This is a genomic window from Oscillibacter sp. (genome assembly GCF_028693505.1).
GTDB lineage: Bacteria > Bacillota > Clostridia > Oscillospirales > Oscillospiraceae > Oscillibacter.
The window spans coordinates 1-14,643 of sequence record NZ_JAQUVF010000038.1 but is presented as its reverse complement, the minus strand read 5'-3'; the positions used below and the strand labels follow the sequence as shown (position 1 = coordinate 14,643).

12 protein-coding genes are annotated in these 14,643 nt (G+C 54.8%); 8 read left to right on the top strand and 4 right to left on the bottom strand.

Annotated elements, in window-relative coordinates:
- Nucleotides 1–864, top strand: an 864-nt coding sequence (gene istA / locus PHI30_RS09535; protein WP_300027067.1) for an IS21 family transposase, incomplete at its 5' end; no start/stop codon positions are given.
- A 2-nt stretch (nt 865–866) separates the two neighbouring features.
- Here istA and PHI30_RS09530 read toward each other — a convergent pair.
- Nucleotides 867–1,292 (bottom strand): hypothetical protein, encoded by a 426-nt coding sequence (locus PHI30_RS09530; protein ID WP_300027064.1) that lies wholly within the window; start codon nt 1,290–1,292, stop codon nt 867–869.
- Nucleotides 1,293–1,543: 251 nt separating this feature from the next.
- On the opposite strand from PHI30_RS09530, the gene PHI30_RS09525 reads away from it, so the two are divergent.
- Complete coding sequence (locus PHI30_RS09525; protein ID WP_300027061.1) at nt 1,544–1,720, top strand: S-layer homology domain-containing protein; 177 nt, start codon at nt 1,544–1,546, stop codon at nt 1,718–1,720.
- A gap of 179 nt (nt 1,721–1,899) precedes the next feature.
- On the opposite strand, the gene PHI30_RS09520 is transcribed toward PHI30_RS09525, so the two are convergent.
- Complete coding sequence (locus PHI30_RS09520; RefSeq protein ID WP_300027058.1) at nt 1,900–3,321, bottom strand: helix-turn-helix domain-containing protein; 1,422 nt, start codon at nt 3,319–3,321, stop codon at nt 1,900–1,902.
- A 237-nt stretch (nt 3,322–3,558) separates the two neighbouring features.
- Here PHI30_RS09520 and PHI30_RS09515 point away from each other — a divergent pair, with 237 nt between their 5' ends.
- Entirely contained in the window at nt 3,559–4,314 is a 756-nt protein-coding gene (locus tag PHI30_RS09515; RefSeq protein ID WP_300027054.1) for an SDR family NAD(P)-dependent oxidoreductase, read from the top strand.
- 27 nt (nt 4,315–4,341) lie between these two features.
- The gene (locus PHI30_RS09510; protein WP_300027052.1) at nt 4,342–7,155 is read left to right on the top strand and encodes an acetoacetate decarboxylase family protein; all 2,814 of its coding nucleotides are present in this window, start codon (nt 4,342–4,344) and stop codon (nt 7,153–7,155) included.
- Nucleotides 7,156–7,690: 535 nt separating this feature from the next.
- Here PHI30_RS09510 and PHI30_RS09505 read toward each other — a convergent pair.
- Complete coding sequence (locus PHI30_RS09505) at nt 7,691–9,133, bottom strand: ATP-binding protein (RefSeq protein ID WP_300027050.1); 1,443 nt, start codon at nt 9,131–9,133, stop codon at nt 7,691–7,693.
- 687 nt (nt 9,134–9,820) lie between these two features.
- On the opposite strand from PHI30_RS09505, the gene PHI30_RS09500 reads away from it, so the two are divergent.
- From PHI30_RS09500 to PHI30_RS09485, 4 genes are all read left to right on the top strand, one after another.
- Nucleotides 9,821–10,027, top strand: a complete 207-nt coding sequence (locus PHI30_RS09500; protein ID WP_300027048.1) for a helix-turn-helix transcriptional regulator — start codon at nt 9,821–9,823, stop codon at nt 10,025–10,027.
- Nucleotides 10,024–10,350: a HipA N-terminal domain-containing protein gene (locus PHI30_RS09495; protein WP_300027046.1), complete on the top strand. Its 327-nt coding sequence runs from the start codon at nt 10,024–10,026 to the stop codon at nt 10,348–10,350. Before PHI30_RS09500 ends, PHI30_RS09495 begins: the two co-directional genes overlap by 4 nt.
- Nucleotides 10,347–11,312, top strand: a complete 966-nt coding sequence (locus PHI30_RS09490) for a HipA domain-containing protein (protein WP_300027044.1) — start codon at nt 10,347–10,349, stop codon at nt 11,310–11,312. The genes PHI30_RS09495 and PHI30_RS09490 overlap by 4 nt, the downstream gene beginning before the upstream one ends.
- A gap of 362 nt (nt 11,313–11,674) precedes the next feature.
- Entirely contained in the window at nt 11,675–13,864 is a 2,190-nt protein-coding gene (locus PHI30_RS09485) for an ATP-dependent helicase (RefSeq protein WP_300027042.1), read from the top strand.
- Nucleotides 13,865–13,983: 119 nt separating this feature from the next.
- Here the strand turns inward: PHI30_RS09485 and PHI30_RS09480 are convergent, their stop codons facing one another.
- A complete protein-coding gene (locus PHI30_RS09480) occupies nt 13,984–14,613 on the bottom strand; it encodes a PfkB family carbohydrate kinase (RefSeq protein WP_300027041.1) in 630 nt (209 codons plus the stop codon).
- Between the last annotated feature and the right edge of the window lie 30 nt (nt 14,614–14,643).

Genomic DNA, 14,643 nt, shown 5'->3' with positions numbered 1-14,643 from the left:
CGCAGTATGAAAGCAAACGGCTTTGAAGACGTCCCTCATGCAGCCAAGGGCCGGAAATCCCCAGCGACGCTTTTGAGTGGCTATACCGGGATTCTTGAAGCACTGCTGAAAAGCGGTGTTTCTAACTCTGCGGTGTGTTTTGACAGGCTCAAAAAAAGCGGCTATGCCGGTGGGCTGACGACGGTTAAAGTTTATATTGCCTCACATCAGTATCTCATTCCGCCTCAGCGTCATGTTGTGGCTCCACAGGGCAACCGGGGTCGGCGATACCTTACGCCGCCCGGAGAAGCTTTCCAGATGGACTGGGGCTTCACGAGGGTGCAATGCTTTGACGGCAGCGAGTACAACGCAGCCTGCTTCGCCATGGTCTGCCACCACTGCGGGCAGCGATTTGTTGAGTTCTTCCCAAATGCCAAGCAGGAAAATTTGTTCATTGGGATGATTCATGCTTTCCGCTATATGGGCATTCCTAAGACCGTCCTTACAGACAATATGAAGAGTGTGGTAATCCGTCGTGACCAGGATGGCCACCCTGTATGGCAGAAGGACTATGAACAGTTTATGCGGACTGTGGGCTTCCAGACGAAGCTTTGCAAACCGCGACACCCCTTTACCAAGGGCAAGGTGGAACGCCTTGTACGGTTCGTGAAAGACAACTTTCTTGCAGGCCGTGTTTTCTGGAATGTGACGGATTTGAATTATGATGCCTTGGAATGGTGTACTGAACAGAATGAAGCATACCACAAGAACCTCGGCATCCCGAATGATGAGCATTCCAAGCACTGCGCTGAAGTGGTGTCCAAACTGGATGACAGTACAGAACTGATGCTTTTGCAAAGAGATATCCGCTGTTTGTTCAGTTGACATTAAATAATAGCGCAAATTAGCGCCACGATTGAAACAAAAATAGAGATTCCGCCCATAATAACGATTTTTTTTCTGAGCTCTGCAGATAAGGAGTCTAATTTATTTTTCATTTCTTGAGCATGCTCTGAATAAAGTGTTTTGGACTTCTGTAGGAGATTCTCGCAATTCTCAGTATACTTATCAGCGGACTCTTTCATTGACTGCAAGGTAGATGTCACTGCAATAGATTCAACTTGATTAAGAACAGTCTCCGATGTCTTAATAGCTTTTGACAAATCGCTACTAATTTCCTGTAAGTTGTCAGCGACCTCAATCAGCTTAGCTTTTGCCGCAGAAAACGAAGCAGTTTCTTTATCTATGCTCTCAATATTTTCTATTAATTCTTCAATACGCGTTTTAAGAACTTTGTATTCGCTCTCAGCCATATTTATTCTCCTTTAAAATTTTTAATTGTATAACAATTTTTTGTTGATAACCAGTTTGTGAAGTGACCAGAATTGGGGGCATCAGAAGCACTCCTAAGGATTGATTTTGTTCGAAGTTGAGACTACAATATATGTGTTGTATTTTGAGGTTGCTGGGAATAAATGGAGACAACATATGGAGTACTTATCTATGCTCTCGTCCCAGTACGCTGCTGTGGCGGGCGGTCGGTTCTCCCGCAGCAAGCAAGGATTTGAGCGGCTACACCGACGGGGCCTCCGTGGCAGATTACGCCAAGAACGCCTTTGCCTGGGCGGTAGAAACCGGTGCCGTCTCCGGAACCTCCGCAATGACGCTCTCTCCCAACGGCACCGCGACCCGCGCACAAATTGCGGTAATTTTGAGCCGGTACGGCCAGAGTGGGAAGTAAAAGAGCGCACCCGATGCATCCCACGCACCACACAGGGTTTTGCAAGACCGACTTCCCACATTCCATCCCTTCTTTGGGTACCGTGCGCAGCAAGGGCCCGGATTCTCTTTTGAGAATCCGGGCCCTTTTTTCCGTTTCGCTGATTTTTCAGCCTCACTTGCAGGGCGGCGCTCGATTCCTTAAAGATCGTGGCCGATGAAGTGATCGATCATGTACGACATGCTCAGCAAAAACCGCGTATGGCTGCTGTCCAGCTGGATGCGGGTCAACTCCTGAATGCGCTCCAGCCGGTAGTTGAGGGAATTGCGGTGGATGTACAGCTTCTCCGCCGTCTTTTTGACGCTGCAATCGCACTCCAGATAGGTCTCCAGCGTGTGGTAGAGGTCACCGCCGTTTTCGTGGTCATAGCGGCTGAGAAGGGACAGGGCAGGGTGGCAGTAAAGTCCCAACGACTCGCCCTCTCCGGTTTTATCCAGTAGGTCGTAGAACAGGCAATCGGCGTAGCGGCACACGCTCTCGCCGGGGTTGAGCCGCGCCGACAGCTCCAGTGCCCGCCGGGCCTGTGCGTAGCGCTTGGCGAAGTTCTCCGGGCGGAAGAACACGTTGGAAACGCCAATGCGCAGATGCTCGTCCTGCGCAAACGCTTCCAGCGCCGTGCGCTGCTCGTCCTGCAAATCAGGTGCATCGCCCAGAGGAACCAGCGCCGCGATGCCGCCTTCGTGAAAGGTAAAGCGCGTCTGGGGCAGACGGCGTACCAGCTCCGTGGCGGTGTCCTCCTTTAGGTGCCGCTGCCCGAGATAGCGGGTCTGCCGGATGCACAGCGCGCACAGGTGGGGAGAGAACTTCAGTGTGGCAATGCGGGGGGCGATCTCCTCCGGCGAGGCGCCGATCAAAAGGTCATAGAGCAGCTTATCGTAGGCCGTGTTGCCGGGAATCAGATAGGGCGCATAGCGGGCGATGGAATCTCCCGCAGCCGCGCTGATCACCGGCAGCAGCTGCATATGAGCCGAGGAGATGGGCGTCTCCTTTTCCAGCATCAGCACGATGCCCGTCAGCTTCCCGTTAATGAAAATCTTGCTGGAGAGCTTGCGCAGGGGGGAGGCATAGCAGGTGACCACCACGGGGTCTGAGGTCATGGCCGCGTTTTTCACCTCGTCCAGCTGCCGGACCGCATTGACAAATTCGTAGGTGCAGTAACCCAGCCGAATATTTTCCGCCCACAGCGGGTCCTCGATGGGGTAGACGGTGGAGTGGGTCAGCACCTTGAAGTCCGTATCCAGCAGCACCACGGAATTGCCCAGCCGTGCCGCCGCCAGATTCGCCACCTGCTCTAAGCTGCGGCTTCTGGCGGCACAGTCCATCAGTTCCCCGTAAAGTCCCTGCCCCTGGGAGCTGTCCACGGCGGTCTTGGCCGCATTGAACAGCAGGAACAAATCGCCGCTGTCCGCCAGCGCAAGGGAGGAGGAAACCTCCCCCAGCGCCTGCGTTTCCGGCGTCCGAATCAAGATGCACTGGGGCGGCAGACGTCCGCCTGTGAGTTGTGCAAAATCTCCAAAATAAAGAGTTTCATTTGTGTATTCCGTCTGTGTTCCATCGATCAAGGCTACGTCGTTTATGTCAAAAAAGTCGTTTGCATGAACGATTTTGGCGGAATTTCCCGAGGAAATCCGATTTAGCAATGTTGTGAAAAGCATTTCGTTCACCTCGCCGCTATTATAGTGCATCATGCACAAACCGTCAACAATCTTTCGGGCACCGGAACCGTTTCTTTTCGCACATTGCGCTGCTTATAATGAGCTCATCAGGAAACCAAAATTTGAAATGGAGGAGATTTTCTTATGAGATTCCAAGATCAGACTGCAATCGTTACGGGTTCTACCGAGGGAATTGGCAAGGCCACAGCCATCCTGCTGGCATCTGAGGGCGCCAAGGTCGTCATCGTCGGCAGAAAAGAAGAGGCCGGCAACGCTGTTGTCGAGGCCATCAAGGCCGCCGGCGGCGAGGCGTTCTTCCAGAAAACAGACGTTACGTCTGCCGCTGATCTGGATGCGCTGGTCGCTGCAACCATCGCCCACTACGGCAAGATCGACATTCTGGTGAACAACGCCGGCATCGGCGGCAGCCTCGCCAACATCGACCAGATCACCGACGAGGAGTGGGACAAGGTGCTGGCAACCAATTTGACCGCTCCGTTCCAGATGCTCAAGCGGGTGATCCCCGTCATGGAAAAGGACGGCGGCGGCAAGATCGTCAACGTGGCGTCCATGGCCTCCACCGCTGCCGGACGTGGCGGCATCGCCTACACCACCGCCAAGCACGGTGTGCTTGGTCTGACCCGTCAGGTATCTTTGGACCACGGCCACAACGGCATCCGCATCAACGCCGTGCTGCCCGGCCCCATTGACACTCAGATGATCGCGCGGGTTCTGGCCATTCCGCAGCATCCCGTGAATCTGAAAATCAAGATGAGCCCGTCGGGACGTCCCGGCCAGCCCGAGGAAGTGGCGCAGGCCATTGCGTTCCTCGTCAGCGACGAATCCAGCTTCATCCACGGCGCAGCGCTGGGCGTTGACGGCGGCTACACCATTTTCTAAGAACGGATACAAGGAAGGAGCAATCTCATGTACGAAAAGCTGTTTTCCGAAGGCAAAATCGGAAAGGTGACCCTGAAAAACCGGCTGGTCATGTCTCCCATGGGCATCGGCCTTGCCAATTTGGACGGTACACCCTCCGAGGATATGATTGCCTATTATGAAGCCCGCGCCATCGGCGGCGCCGGACTCATCATTCCCGAAATCACCCGCGTCAACGACGTCCACGGCCCCGGCCTGATGCGCCAGCTCTCCGTGACGCAGGATCGGCACATCGAGCCGCTTTCCCGTCTTGCCGCAGCCGTCCACAAGCACGGCAGCAAGATCTTCATTCAGCTGCACCATCCCGGCCGCGAAACCGTCACGGCACTTTTGGGCGGAGCGCCCACCGTGTCGGCCTCCGACATTCCCTGCAAGTATCTCCAGCAGCCCACCCGGGCGCTGACCACGGATGAGGTCAAGCAGCTAATAGGCCAGTTCATCGACGGCGCAGTTCGCGTCCAGAAGGCCGGCTGTGACGGCGTGGAGCTCCACGCTGCCCACGGCTACCTGCTCCAGCAGTTCCTGTCTCCCTATACCAACAAGCGCACCGACGAGTACGGCGGCAGCTTTGAAAACCGCCTGCGCATCGTCACCCAGATCATCTCCGGTATCCGCGCAAAATGCGGCGCGGATTTCCCCATCGGCGTACGCCTAACCGTGGAGGAATTTCTGGACAAAACCGGCGTCACCGAGGATTACATCCACATTCAAGACGGCGTGAAAATCGCCATGGCGCTGGAGCAGACCGGCATCGATTTTCTGGACGTGTCCGTGGGTCTGTACGAAACCGGCATGACCTGCGTGGAGCCGGTGTCGTTCCCGCAGGGCTGGCGGCATGACCTCATCAAGGCCGTCAAGGATCATGTGAGCATCCCCGTCATCGGCGTGTCCGTCATCCGGGAACCTGCTGTGGCGGAAAAGTTTTTGGACGACGGCGTGGAGGACTTCATCTCCATGGGCCGCAGCTGGCTGGCTGACGAACAGTGGGGCAAAAAGGTGCAGGAGGGCAGGGAAGCGGAGCTTTGCAAGTGCATCAACTGCCTGCGCTGCTTCGAGAGCCTCAACGAATACAACGCCGCCGGTCTGCCTGCCGAGTGTGCGCTCAATCCCCGGCTGGCACGGGAGAAGAAGTACGGCGATCTGCCCTGCGACACGCAACATCACTCCGTGGTGGTCGTCGGCGGCGGTCCCAGCGGCATGATGGCCGCCAAGACACTGGCAGAGCGGGGCTGCAAGGTCACGCTGATGGACAGAGGAAACGCCTTGGGCGGCACGGTCAATCAGGCCAAGATGCCCCCGCTGAAAGAGCGCATGGAGTGGGTCATGGACTACTACCGCACCGCGTTTGCAAAGCTGGGCGTGGAGGTTCGCTTGAACACGGAGGCCACCGCCGACATGATCGCGGACATGAAGCCCGATGCAGTCATCGTGGGCACCGGCTCCAAGTCCGTCATCCCCGCAAAAATTCCCGGTGCAACGGGCTCCAACGTCTACACGGTGGAGCAGGTACTCACCGGTAAAGTCAATCTGGACGGCAAGCACGTCACCATGATCGGCGCAGGCATCACCGGCATTGAAACCGCCGAGTATCTGGCGGCGCGCAAGGCGCAGGTCACCGTTGTCGACCTTCTGGACAAGGTGGCTCCCAAGGCAAACCACACCAACGTGGCCGACATCTGCGGCAGACTTTCCAAATACGGCACGAAGTTCCTGCTGGGTCATGCGCTGCAGGAGATCAAGGCTGACAGCGTGGTTCTGGAAAATCAGGCAGACAAGTCTGCTGTGACCGTTCCCACGGACGCGGTGGTGATGTCTCTGGGCTACAAGCCCGACACGGCGCTTGCCGATGCACTCAAGGCAAAGGGACTGCACGTTGTCGCCGTAGGCAGCGCCGTCAAGGACGGCACCATTGCTCCGGCAACCCGCACGGGCTACGAGGCCGCACGGTCTTTGTTTGTGGCGCAGCCCAAGGTCACGACTTTCCGTACCTCCGCCGAGGAGATGCCAAACTTCGGCAAGGTGTCCCTGATGGATGAGCAGGAGGGCATCTACATGGCGTACCTCACCGACCCCGCCGCCATTGCCCGGATTCTGCCGCCGCCTCTCAAGCCTTTTTCCATGCCGGTAGTAACGCTATCTGTCTGCCACATCCGCAAGCCAACCTTCGCCGATGATTATTACGAGGCGATCTTGGGCGTCTACTGCACCTACGGCAAGACGCTGGGACTGTACCCCATTTCTCTGGTTTTGGGCGGCAACGGTGCCGAGATGGCCGTCCAGTGCGGCCGCGATAACGGCTCCATCCCCAAGAAGCTGGGCGCGGAGTTTGTCATGCGCCGCAACGGCAGCCACGTGACCGCAGGCGTTGTGCGCCGCGGCACGCAGCTGGTGGACATCGACATGGAGCTGGGGCAGTACAACAGCCCCCTGACCCATGCGCTCTATCAGGCGCCGGCAGCCGGTAAGCAGGTGTTCGGCGGCGGTTTCTACTTCCACTTTGACCGCGAGCCGGACGAAAACGGCGTCAGCCATTTCATGAACGGCGCACTGCTGCAAAACCTGTGCGAGTATAACTACAAGTCCTGGGAGCCGGGCACGGTGGACGTGAAGCTCAAGTCCTCGCTGGACGATCCTTGGGCGGAGCTGCCCATCAACACCATCGTCGGCGGCGCCTATTCCACCAACAGTCTGCTGGTACATAAACTGAACATGGTGGAGCATCTGAACGCAGACGACATTGTGCCGTATCTGCTCACCGGGCGCTATGACCGCACGGCGTTCATGGAGACCGGCAGAGTCTGATTGCACCCGATGACTTAGAAAATAGCAACGCCAAGCGCGTAAAAGGAGGGCTGCCAGTGGCAGCCCTCCTTCTTTGTGTCTTTTGGGGTTTCGATTTCCGGTAGCAGAATCGTTTTCAGGCGGATTGCATCATTTAAAATACAATGCCACAGGCAGAACCGCCGATCAGCGCATATTGACCGGTATACTCGGCAAACCGCTCCCGGAAAATGTCAATCCCGTCGATCATTCCAATACGCCTCCACCAGATCATTCAGTTCGTCCTGCACGCGGATATCATCAGCCGTATGGTTCAAAGACACGTAAATTATTTCATTATCAATGGTACAATGCAATTGTTTTTGGTATAGTCTAAGCGAATTTTAGCATGGATTTTTTGTATAAAGCTTTTGCTTTGCAAAAGTGCTCGTCATCAGCAGCAAACGCGGAAAGCCGCACACTTTACGTCTTTTTATTTAACATACTCGTCAAAGGAAGGCAATCTGTCTACTCGCAGAATTCTTTTACAAACTGAGTGGCCACTACAAATATATAATTACAGGGTTCTCGTTGTAAATTGCTGATGCCGGCTCCGTGGCTTATCTGGCAGTGACAGCAGCAGCATTCCACGCTCCACCAGCGGATTTACATAGCCTGTCATTAAATAGGTCTTTGTAATGTGGCTGAATTCCTGCGCAAGATCCTCCCGTGTACGGGGCCGACAGCAGAAGTGCAGAATTGCTTCTTCGAGAGAGCGTGTCGGTTTCTCTTTTATTTCCAAAGCCGAATTATAGAGGATTACGCGGAATGTTCCCCGTTCATTTTCAAATACCGGTTCCGGCAAATGGTACGCTTTCATTTCCTTGCGGATGGTCGGAATCCCGGAAAAACGATTTTCCGTCTCATTCTCGATTTCCATCGCACCGGCAATAAACGGGTTTCGGGTATCAGCGGATACCGTTCCCAGCGTGTCGATGGTCAGGCGGCCATACAGACCACCCGGATTTTCGACGACCATCCTATTGCGATACATCACCACCGTGATCGGTGCCGTTTCCGTGTGAATGCTGTAATCTCTGTGAATGAGCGCATTGAGCAAAATCTCGCGAACCGCCATAACAGGATATTCTGTACGGTCTTTCCGCTCTCCGGTATCGCGGTCAATGATCGTCTGGACGGACATGTTCCGCCTCACAAAGGAGAGCGCCCCTGCCAGCATTTGAGGCAAGGTTCCCTCAATCGTTGTATTGTCAATAAATCTGGCTCCATTGTCTGCGGTATCTCCCATCTCAGTTCCGGGAACGACCACTGCAGTAATGCAGAGTCGGGGGAAAAAGCTTTGCGGATAATCGGAAAAAAGTTCGATACCCGCCAGCGTCGGCGCCCCGTTAATGCAAAAGCCCTGAAGCCGTAATTGTCGCTCCTTGGAAAGAGCGGCCAAATTGGGTTTTGCGACCGACAGGCGAACCAGATAATCGTCTAAATACCGAGTCTGAATATCAGCCTGGGTAGCGCGATCTACGATTCGAAGTTCATCCTGTATTTTTTTTCGATAGGCTTCGTAACTGTAAACCTCATACTCCGTCATTTTTCTGTCCGCGTCTCCAACGCGGATGTAAGAGCCTTGATTTGGTCCTTTTCCCTTGTAATAGCAAGGCCTTCTGGCCATTTCAATTTCCTGGATCTCGGCACTGACCACGGCTTTTCCATCAATCTTGGTGGCAGTACACAATGCCCGAACAGGCGGATCCATCTGCAGGCACTGCTCGCTCACTTTCTTTTGCAGATCGGCAGCATCGTAGACCCCACACAACTGATAATCGCTCTGCTCGTCAATGCCAAATAAAATAATTCCTCCGCCGGTCTGATTAGAAAAGCTTGACAGTGTATCATAGATTTTGGGTGCTCCCTGGCATGCAGCCTTCAGTTCAATTTGATTGGATTCGCTTTTTAATGCCTGTACCTTTTTTACAAGAGATTCCAGTTCCTCAATTAGCATTGCAATCACCTGCCTTTGACTAATCCTATCACATTAACTCGAATTATTCAATCGAAATTCGAGTTATTTTTAAGTTATTATAATTGTATTTGCAATTAATTTAAAAATTCGACCAAATTTTTTAAAAATGCCAAAAAGGCGCAACTGTCTTGATCGCGTACCAGTCTCAGACCGTCGTCAGCCTCTCATGGTATACAGGAAGGGGGGCGACTGTCATCCGTTACCAACAGCTCTACATACTCCGTTTCATTTGGCCGAATGGGGCAGAGGCTTTATTCACCTATCTGCCTACCGGACGCTATGACTGCACGGCGTTCATGGAGACTGGCAGCGTCGGATTGCGCTGCAATTTGATCGGTGTCTTGGTATTTTTCCACTGTCTCGCTTTTACCCTGCGCTTTAATCTTCTCAATCTCGACTTGAGCTTGTTTTAGCTTTATGGGGCGCATGAATGAGCGGATTACCCCTGTAGGCCATTCGTCTGCCCAGCAGTATATTTTCATCAGTGCGCTTTCTAAGGGTATCATTTGCAGTAAAACCGGCAAAACTATACCCGATGTGGTATTATTTTTGGTATATTTATTGAAATAGTCCCTTTCGGGTATATTTTTCTCTATAATCCTTGACTTTATACCTTAACGGGTATAGTATTGGTATTGTAAAAGTTTTGGAGGAGGGGTGGCGCAGATGAATCCCATCGCAGCGTACATTAAGGAAAACCGAAAAGCAGCCGGCCTGACACAGGCGGAATTTGCCATGCGGTCCGGTCTGGGGCTTCGCTTTGTCCGGGATCTGGAACAGGGTAAAACAACGGTGCGGCTGGATAAGGTCAACACCGCTCTGGCCATGTTTGACATGGAGGCCGTTCCCGGCAGAAAAGGGGCGTCTGAATGAGCACGTTTCGAACCGCCTATATTTATGTGCGAAACTGCTTTGCCGGTGAGTTGTCCGAAACGGACGAAGGATACGTCTTTGCCTATGATGCAGATTATCTGGCGGCAGGAGCGTCCCCCGTTTCCCTGACCCTTCCCCCGCGCAAAGAGCCGTATGTATCCAAGACGCTCTTTCCCTTTTTTGACGGTCTGATTCCGGAGGGCTGGCTGCTGCACATCGTCAGCCGAAACTGGAAGCTGGATACCAATGACCGGTTCGGCCTGCTGCTGGCAGCCTGCCGGGATGTGGTGGGAAATGTGAGAGTGGAAGGGGCGCGCGTATGAACTGCCTGTGCTGCGGAAAACCGCTCCCGGCCTCTGGCGGAGTATCCGGCTGGCATAAAAGCTGTATCCGGCGATTCTTTGGCACCGGCCAAATCCCGAAAATTCAAATCGACGATGAGACACTGGAGCTTCTGGCCGAGGAGAGCACTAACCGGGGCTTTACAGTGCCCGGTGTTCAGAAAAAGCTGTCGCTCCATCTGATGAACGAGGGCGATCAGCCTCGCCTGACTCTGGTCAATTACCCCACGGGGTATATTCTGAAACCTCAGGTGGAAGAATTTGAGGCGCTGCCCGAATCCGAGCAGCTGGTCATGTGCATGGCCGATGCCGCCGGCCTTTCAACAGTGCCCCACGCCCTCGTCAGGGGGAACGGCGGCCCTGCCTATATTACAAAGCGAATCGACCGTGTCTTTTCTGCGGGAAAAGATGTCAGACTTCTGGCGATGGAGGATTTCTGTCAGCTCGATCTGCGCCTGACGCAGGATAAATACAAGGGCTCTTATGAGCGCTGTGCCAGGATCATAAGAAAGTATTCCCATCGAAGCGGACTGGATATGTCCGAATTCTATCTGCGTCTGGTCTTTTGCTTCCTCGTGGGCAACTCGGATATGCACCTGAAGAACTTCTCCCTCATCGAAACGGCGGAGGGCTCTGGCGAGTATATACTCTCCCCGGCTTACGACCTGCTGCCCGTGAATGTCATGATGCCGGAGGACAGGGAACAGTTTGCCCTTTCCATGAACGGCAAAAAGACAAACCTTCATAGGAAAGACTTCCTGCTGTTCGCCGATACCTGCGAAATTTCAAGGCGCTCCGCTGAAAAGATGATCGCAAAGCTGACGGGCATGGAACCCACATTTCTCTCCATGTGCGAAACATCTCTCCTGCCGGAATACCTCCGGGCATCCTTTGCAGAGCTGATTCACGCAAGGGCGGCTGTGTTGAACGGTTCCCCCGCCTGATGGCCTGTACTCAGACGCCAATCGCTCTGCCGACGGCTTTTGAACCAGACAAGGCATTCTCGGGAGTCTTGTACTCGCTACCCGTCAAGCATCACAAACACCAGCGTGTACGACGGGCAGTGCCGCGCCTGCGGATGGGTGTCTCCTACAACTGAGTGGATCTTCTTCCGCTTCCGCTCAGTTGTAGGGTGCTTTCCTGCGCCACGGAGGTTGCGCCCAGTTGTAGGGCGCTTGCCTCCTCTAATTTTTTGCAAAATATATGGAACAAATGTACGTTTTTCTTGCCTGTACCGCCTTCCAATGCTATACTGAGGCAAACAGCAATTTTGTGCGCGGGCGCGCACCGCCGGGAGGGATTTGCCATGGACAGCGTACTGGAGGGCTTGAATGAAAAACAGCGGGAGGCCGTCACCACCGTGGAGGGCTTCGTCCGCGTCATCGCCGGCGCCGGCAGCGGCAAGACCCGGGCGCTGTCCCACCGGTTTGCGTTTCTGGTCAACGAGGTGGGCATCCTGCCGGGAAACATCCTGTGCGTGACCTTCACCAACAAGTCCGCAGGCGAGATGCGCCAGCGCATCCGCCGTCTGACCGGGGACAGCGACACCGGCTATATCTCCACCTTTCACAGCTTTTGCGTCTCCGTTTTGCAGGAGGACATCTCCGCCGTGGGCTATCCGAAAACCTTTCTGGTGCTGGACAACGCGGACATCGACGCCATGCTCAAGCTCATCTACGAGGAGCGGGGGCTGACGCTGCGGCACATGACCTTTGCCAAGGCCCGGGACATGATCGAAATCCGTAAGCTGGAGAAAAACCCGGACTACTACGAGGACATGATCGCCCTGCCGCTGGAGGGGCTGCGCCAGAAGTATCTGGACGCGGTGGAGGTCTCGGACATCATCTTCTGGGGCTATCTCTATCAGGAGAAAAAGTGCTTTGCGCTGGACTACAACGACCTCATTAAATACGTCCTCTACCTCTTTGACCGGGACGAGGACATTCGCCTCAAGTGGCAGCAGCGGCTGGAATACATCATGGTGGACGAGTATCAGGACATTGACGCCCTGCAATACCGGCTGATGTGCGTGCTGTGCGGCTACCACAAAAACCTTTTCATCGTAGGCGACCCCGACCAGACCATCTACACCTGGCGAGGTGCGGACGTGCGCTACCTGCTGGACTTTGACAAGTCCTTCCCCGGCACGAAAACCATCCTGATGATGGAAAACTACCGCTCCACGCCCCAGATTTTGCGGGCGGCGGACTCCCTCATTGCAAAGAACACCCAACGGCTTCAAAAGCAGTTCCTCCCCACCCTGCCGGACGGGGAGAGCGTCCTCTATCACCACGCCAAAACCACGGAGGACGAGGCCAAATGGATCGCGGAACAGATTGCATTGCTTGCCAAGCAGGGCGTGCCCTTGAGTGACGTGGCCATTTTGTACCGGGCGCACTATCTCTCCCGGACGCTGGAGGAGGTCTTTTTAAAGGAAGAGCTGCCCTACACGATTTACAGCGGCATCCAGTTTTACGGCCGTATGGAGATCAAGGACGTGCTGTCCTATCTGCGGCTGATCGCCTATCAGGACGACCTGTCCTTTGCCCGGGTGGTGAACCTGCCCAAGCGGAACATGGGCGAGCGGCGCATGCGCTTTTTGCGGGATTACGCTCAGGAGCACACCTGCACCCTGTACGACGCCCTGAAAGCCACCATTGACAACGAGATCTTCAAAAGCACCAAGGCCAAAGGCTTTTTGCATCTGATTGAGTCCTTTCTCGCCGGGCGGAACGATGTGCCGGTGTCCGAGCTTTTAAGCGCCGTGCTGGATAAGAGCGGCTACGAAGCCGCCCTGCGCACCGAGGGCAGTCAGGAGCGGCTGGACAATCTGGCGGAACTGAAACAGTCCGTCCACGAATACGAAACCTCCTGCGGCGAGGAATGCACGCTGGAATACTACCTGGCCCACGTCGCCCTGATGACCAACACGGACACCGCCTCCGTCCGCAACGCCGTGAAGCTGATGACCGTCCACACCGCCAAGGGGTTGGAGTTCCCGTACGTGTTCCTCTGCGGCATGGACGAGGGCATCTTCCCCTCCAAGAAAACCGCCACGCTGCCGGGAATGGAGGAGGAGCGCCGCCTCGCCTTTGTGGCCGTGACCCGGGCGCAAAAGCGGCTCTTTCTCTCCGATGCGGAGGGGCGCAATCTGGACGGGTCGTACCGCTACCCCTCCCGGTTCCTATTTAACATTGACAAGCCCCTGCTGGAGTACACCGACGAGTTGGACGAGCGCCTGATCTCCGAGTGCGACAGCCTGATTCAAAGCAGCGAGCGGTATCTCGCCACCATGTCCGACGGGCTTCCCTTCGCCGTGGGCGATCGGATTCACCACTTTCTCTTTGGCAGCGGCACGGTGACGGACATTGACCGGGGCAAAGGTGCCTATGTCATTCAGTTCGACACCCTGCCCACCACCCGGGCCATCAGCTTTCGGGCAAAGCTGGAGCGGGAGCAGGAAAAATGCGCAAAAAAAGACACCATACAGCGATGATGCCCTTCTTATAAATATATCGTTTATTCCCAATTCAACAGTGTACCTTCAGGAACACACTTTTAGTTAATTTACTGGCCTGCCAATTTGGCAGGCCAGCTTTTAATTCCGTTTCACGTTTATACCGAAGAACGTTTCAACCAATCTTTTACTTCTTCAATGTCTGGAATGGACTTAGCGGCACCTGCCCGGGTAACCGCGATGGCACTGGCCGTGCCGGCCAACGTCAACGGAAAAACGCCCTGTACAGGATCCAGCACACCCCGCAGAAAAAATCCGGTAAATGTATCTCCGGCACCGGTGGTATCAAGAGCCTGAACCTGCAGGGCCTTGCAAGAGACGGTCCCGTTTTCTCCGCCCCAGATACTGCCCTTTTCTCCCAGCGTAAGAATGACCTCGGTTGTGGGATACTTCTTGCGCAGGCTGCACAGCATTTTTTGGGGGTCACTTTCACCGCTCAGTGCTTCGCCCTCTATCTCATTGATGAACAACCACCGGACCTTTTGCAGCGGATAGTCCCGAATAGCTGTCTGAATCGGTGAGGCATTGAAGGCAACCTTCATTCCCTTGGCATATGCACGGTCGATCGCTTCGGCTACCATGTTTGTCTCGTTCTGCATCAGCAGAACATCTCCTGCGGAGAAGTTGGAGAATTTTACACCCGGCGGCGGCAGTGTTTTACAGTTGCGGCGGAGAAATTTGACACCTGCGGCGGCGGGATTTGACAGGGTTGCCGCCGCAGGCGTCAAGCGACGTCAGTCGTTCTCGGAAATGCCTTT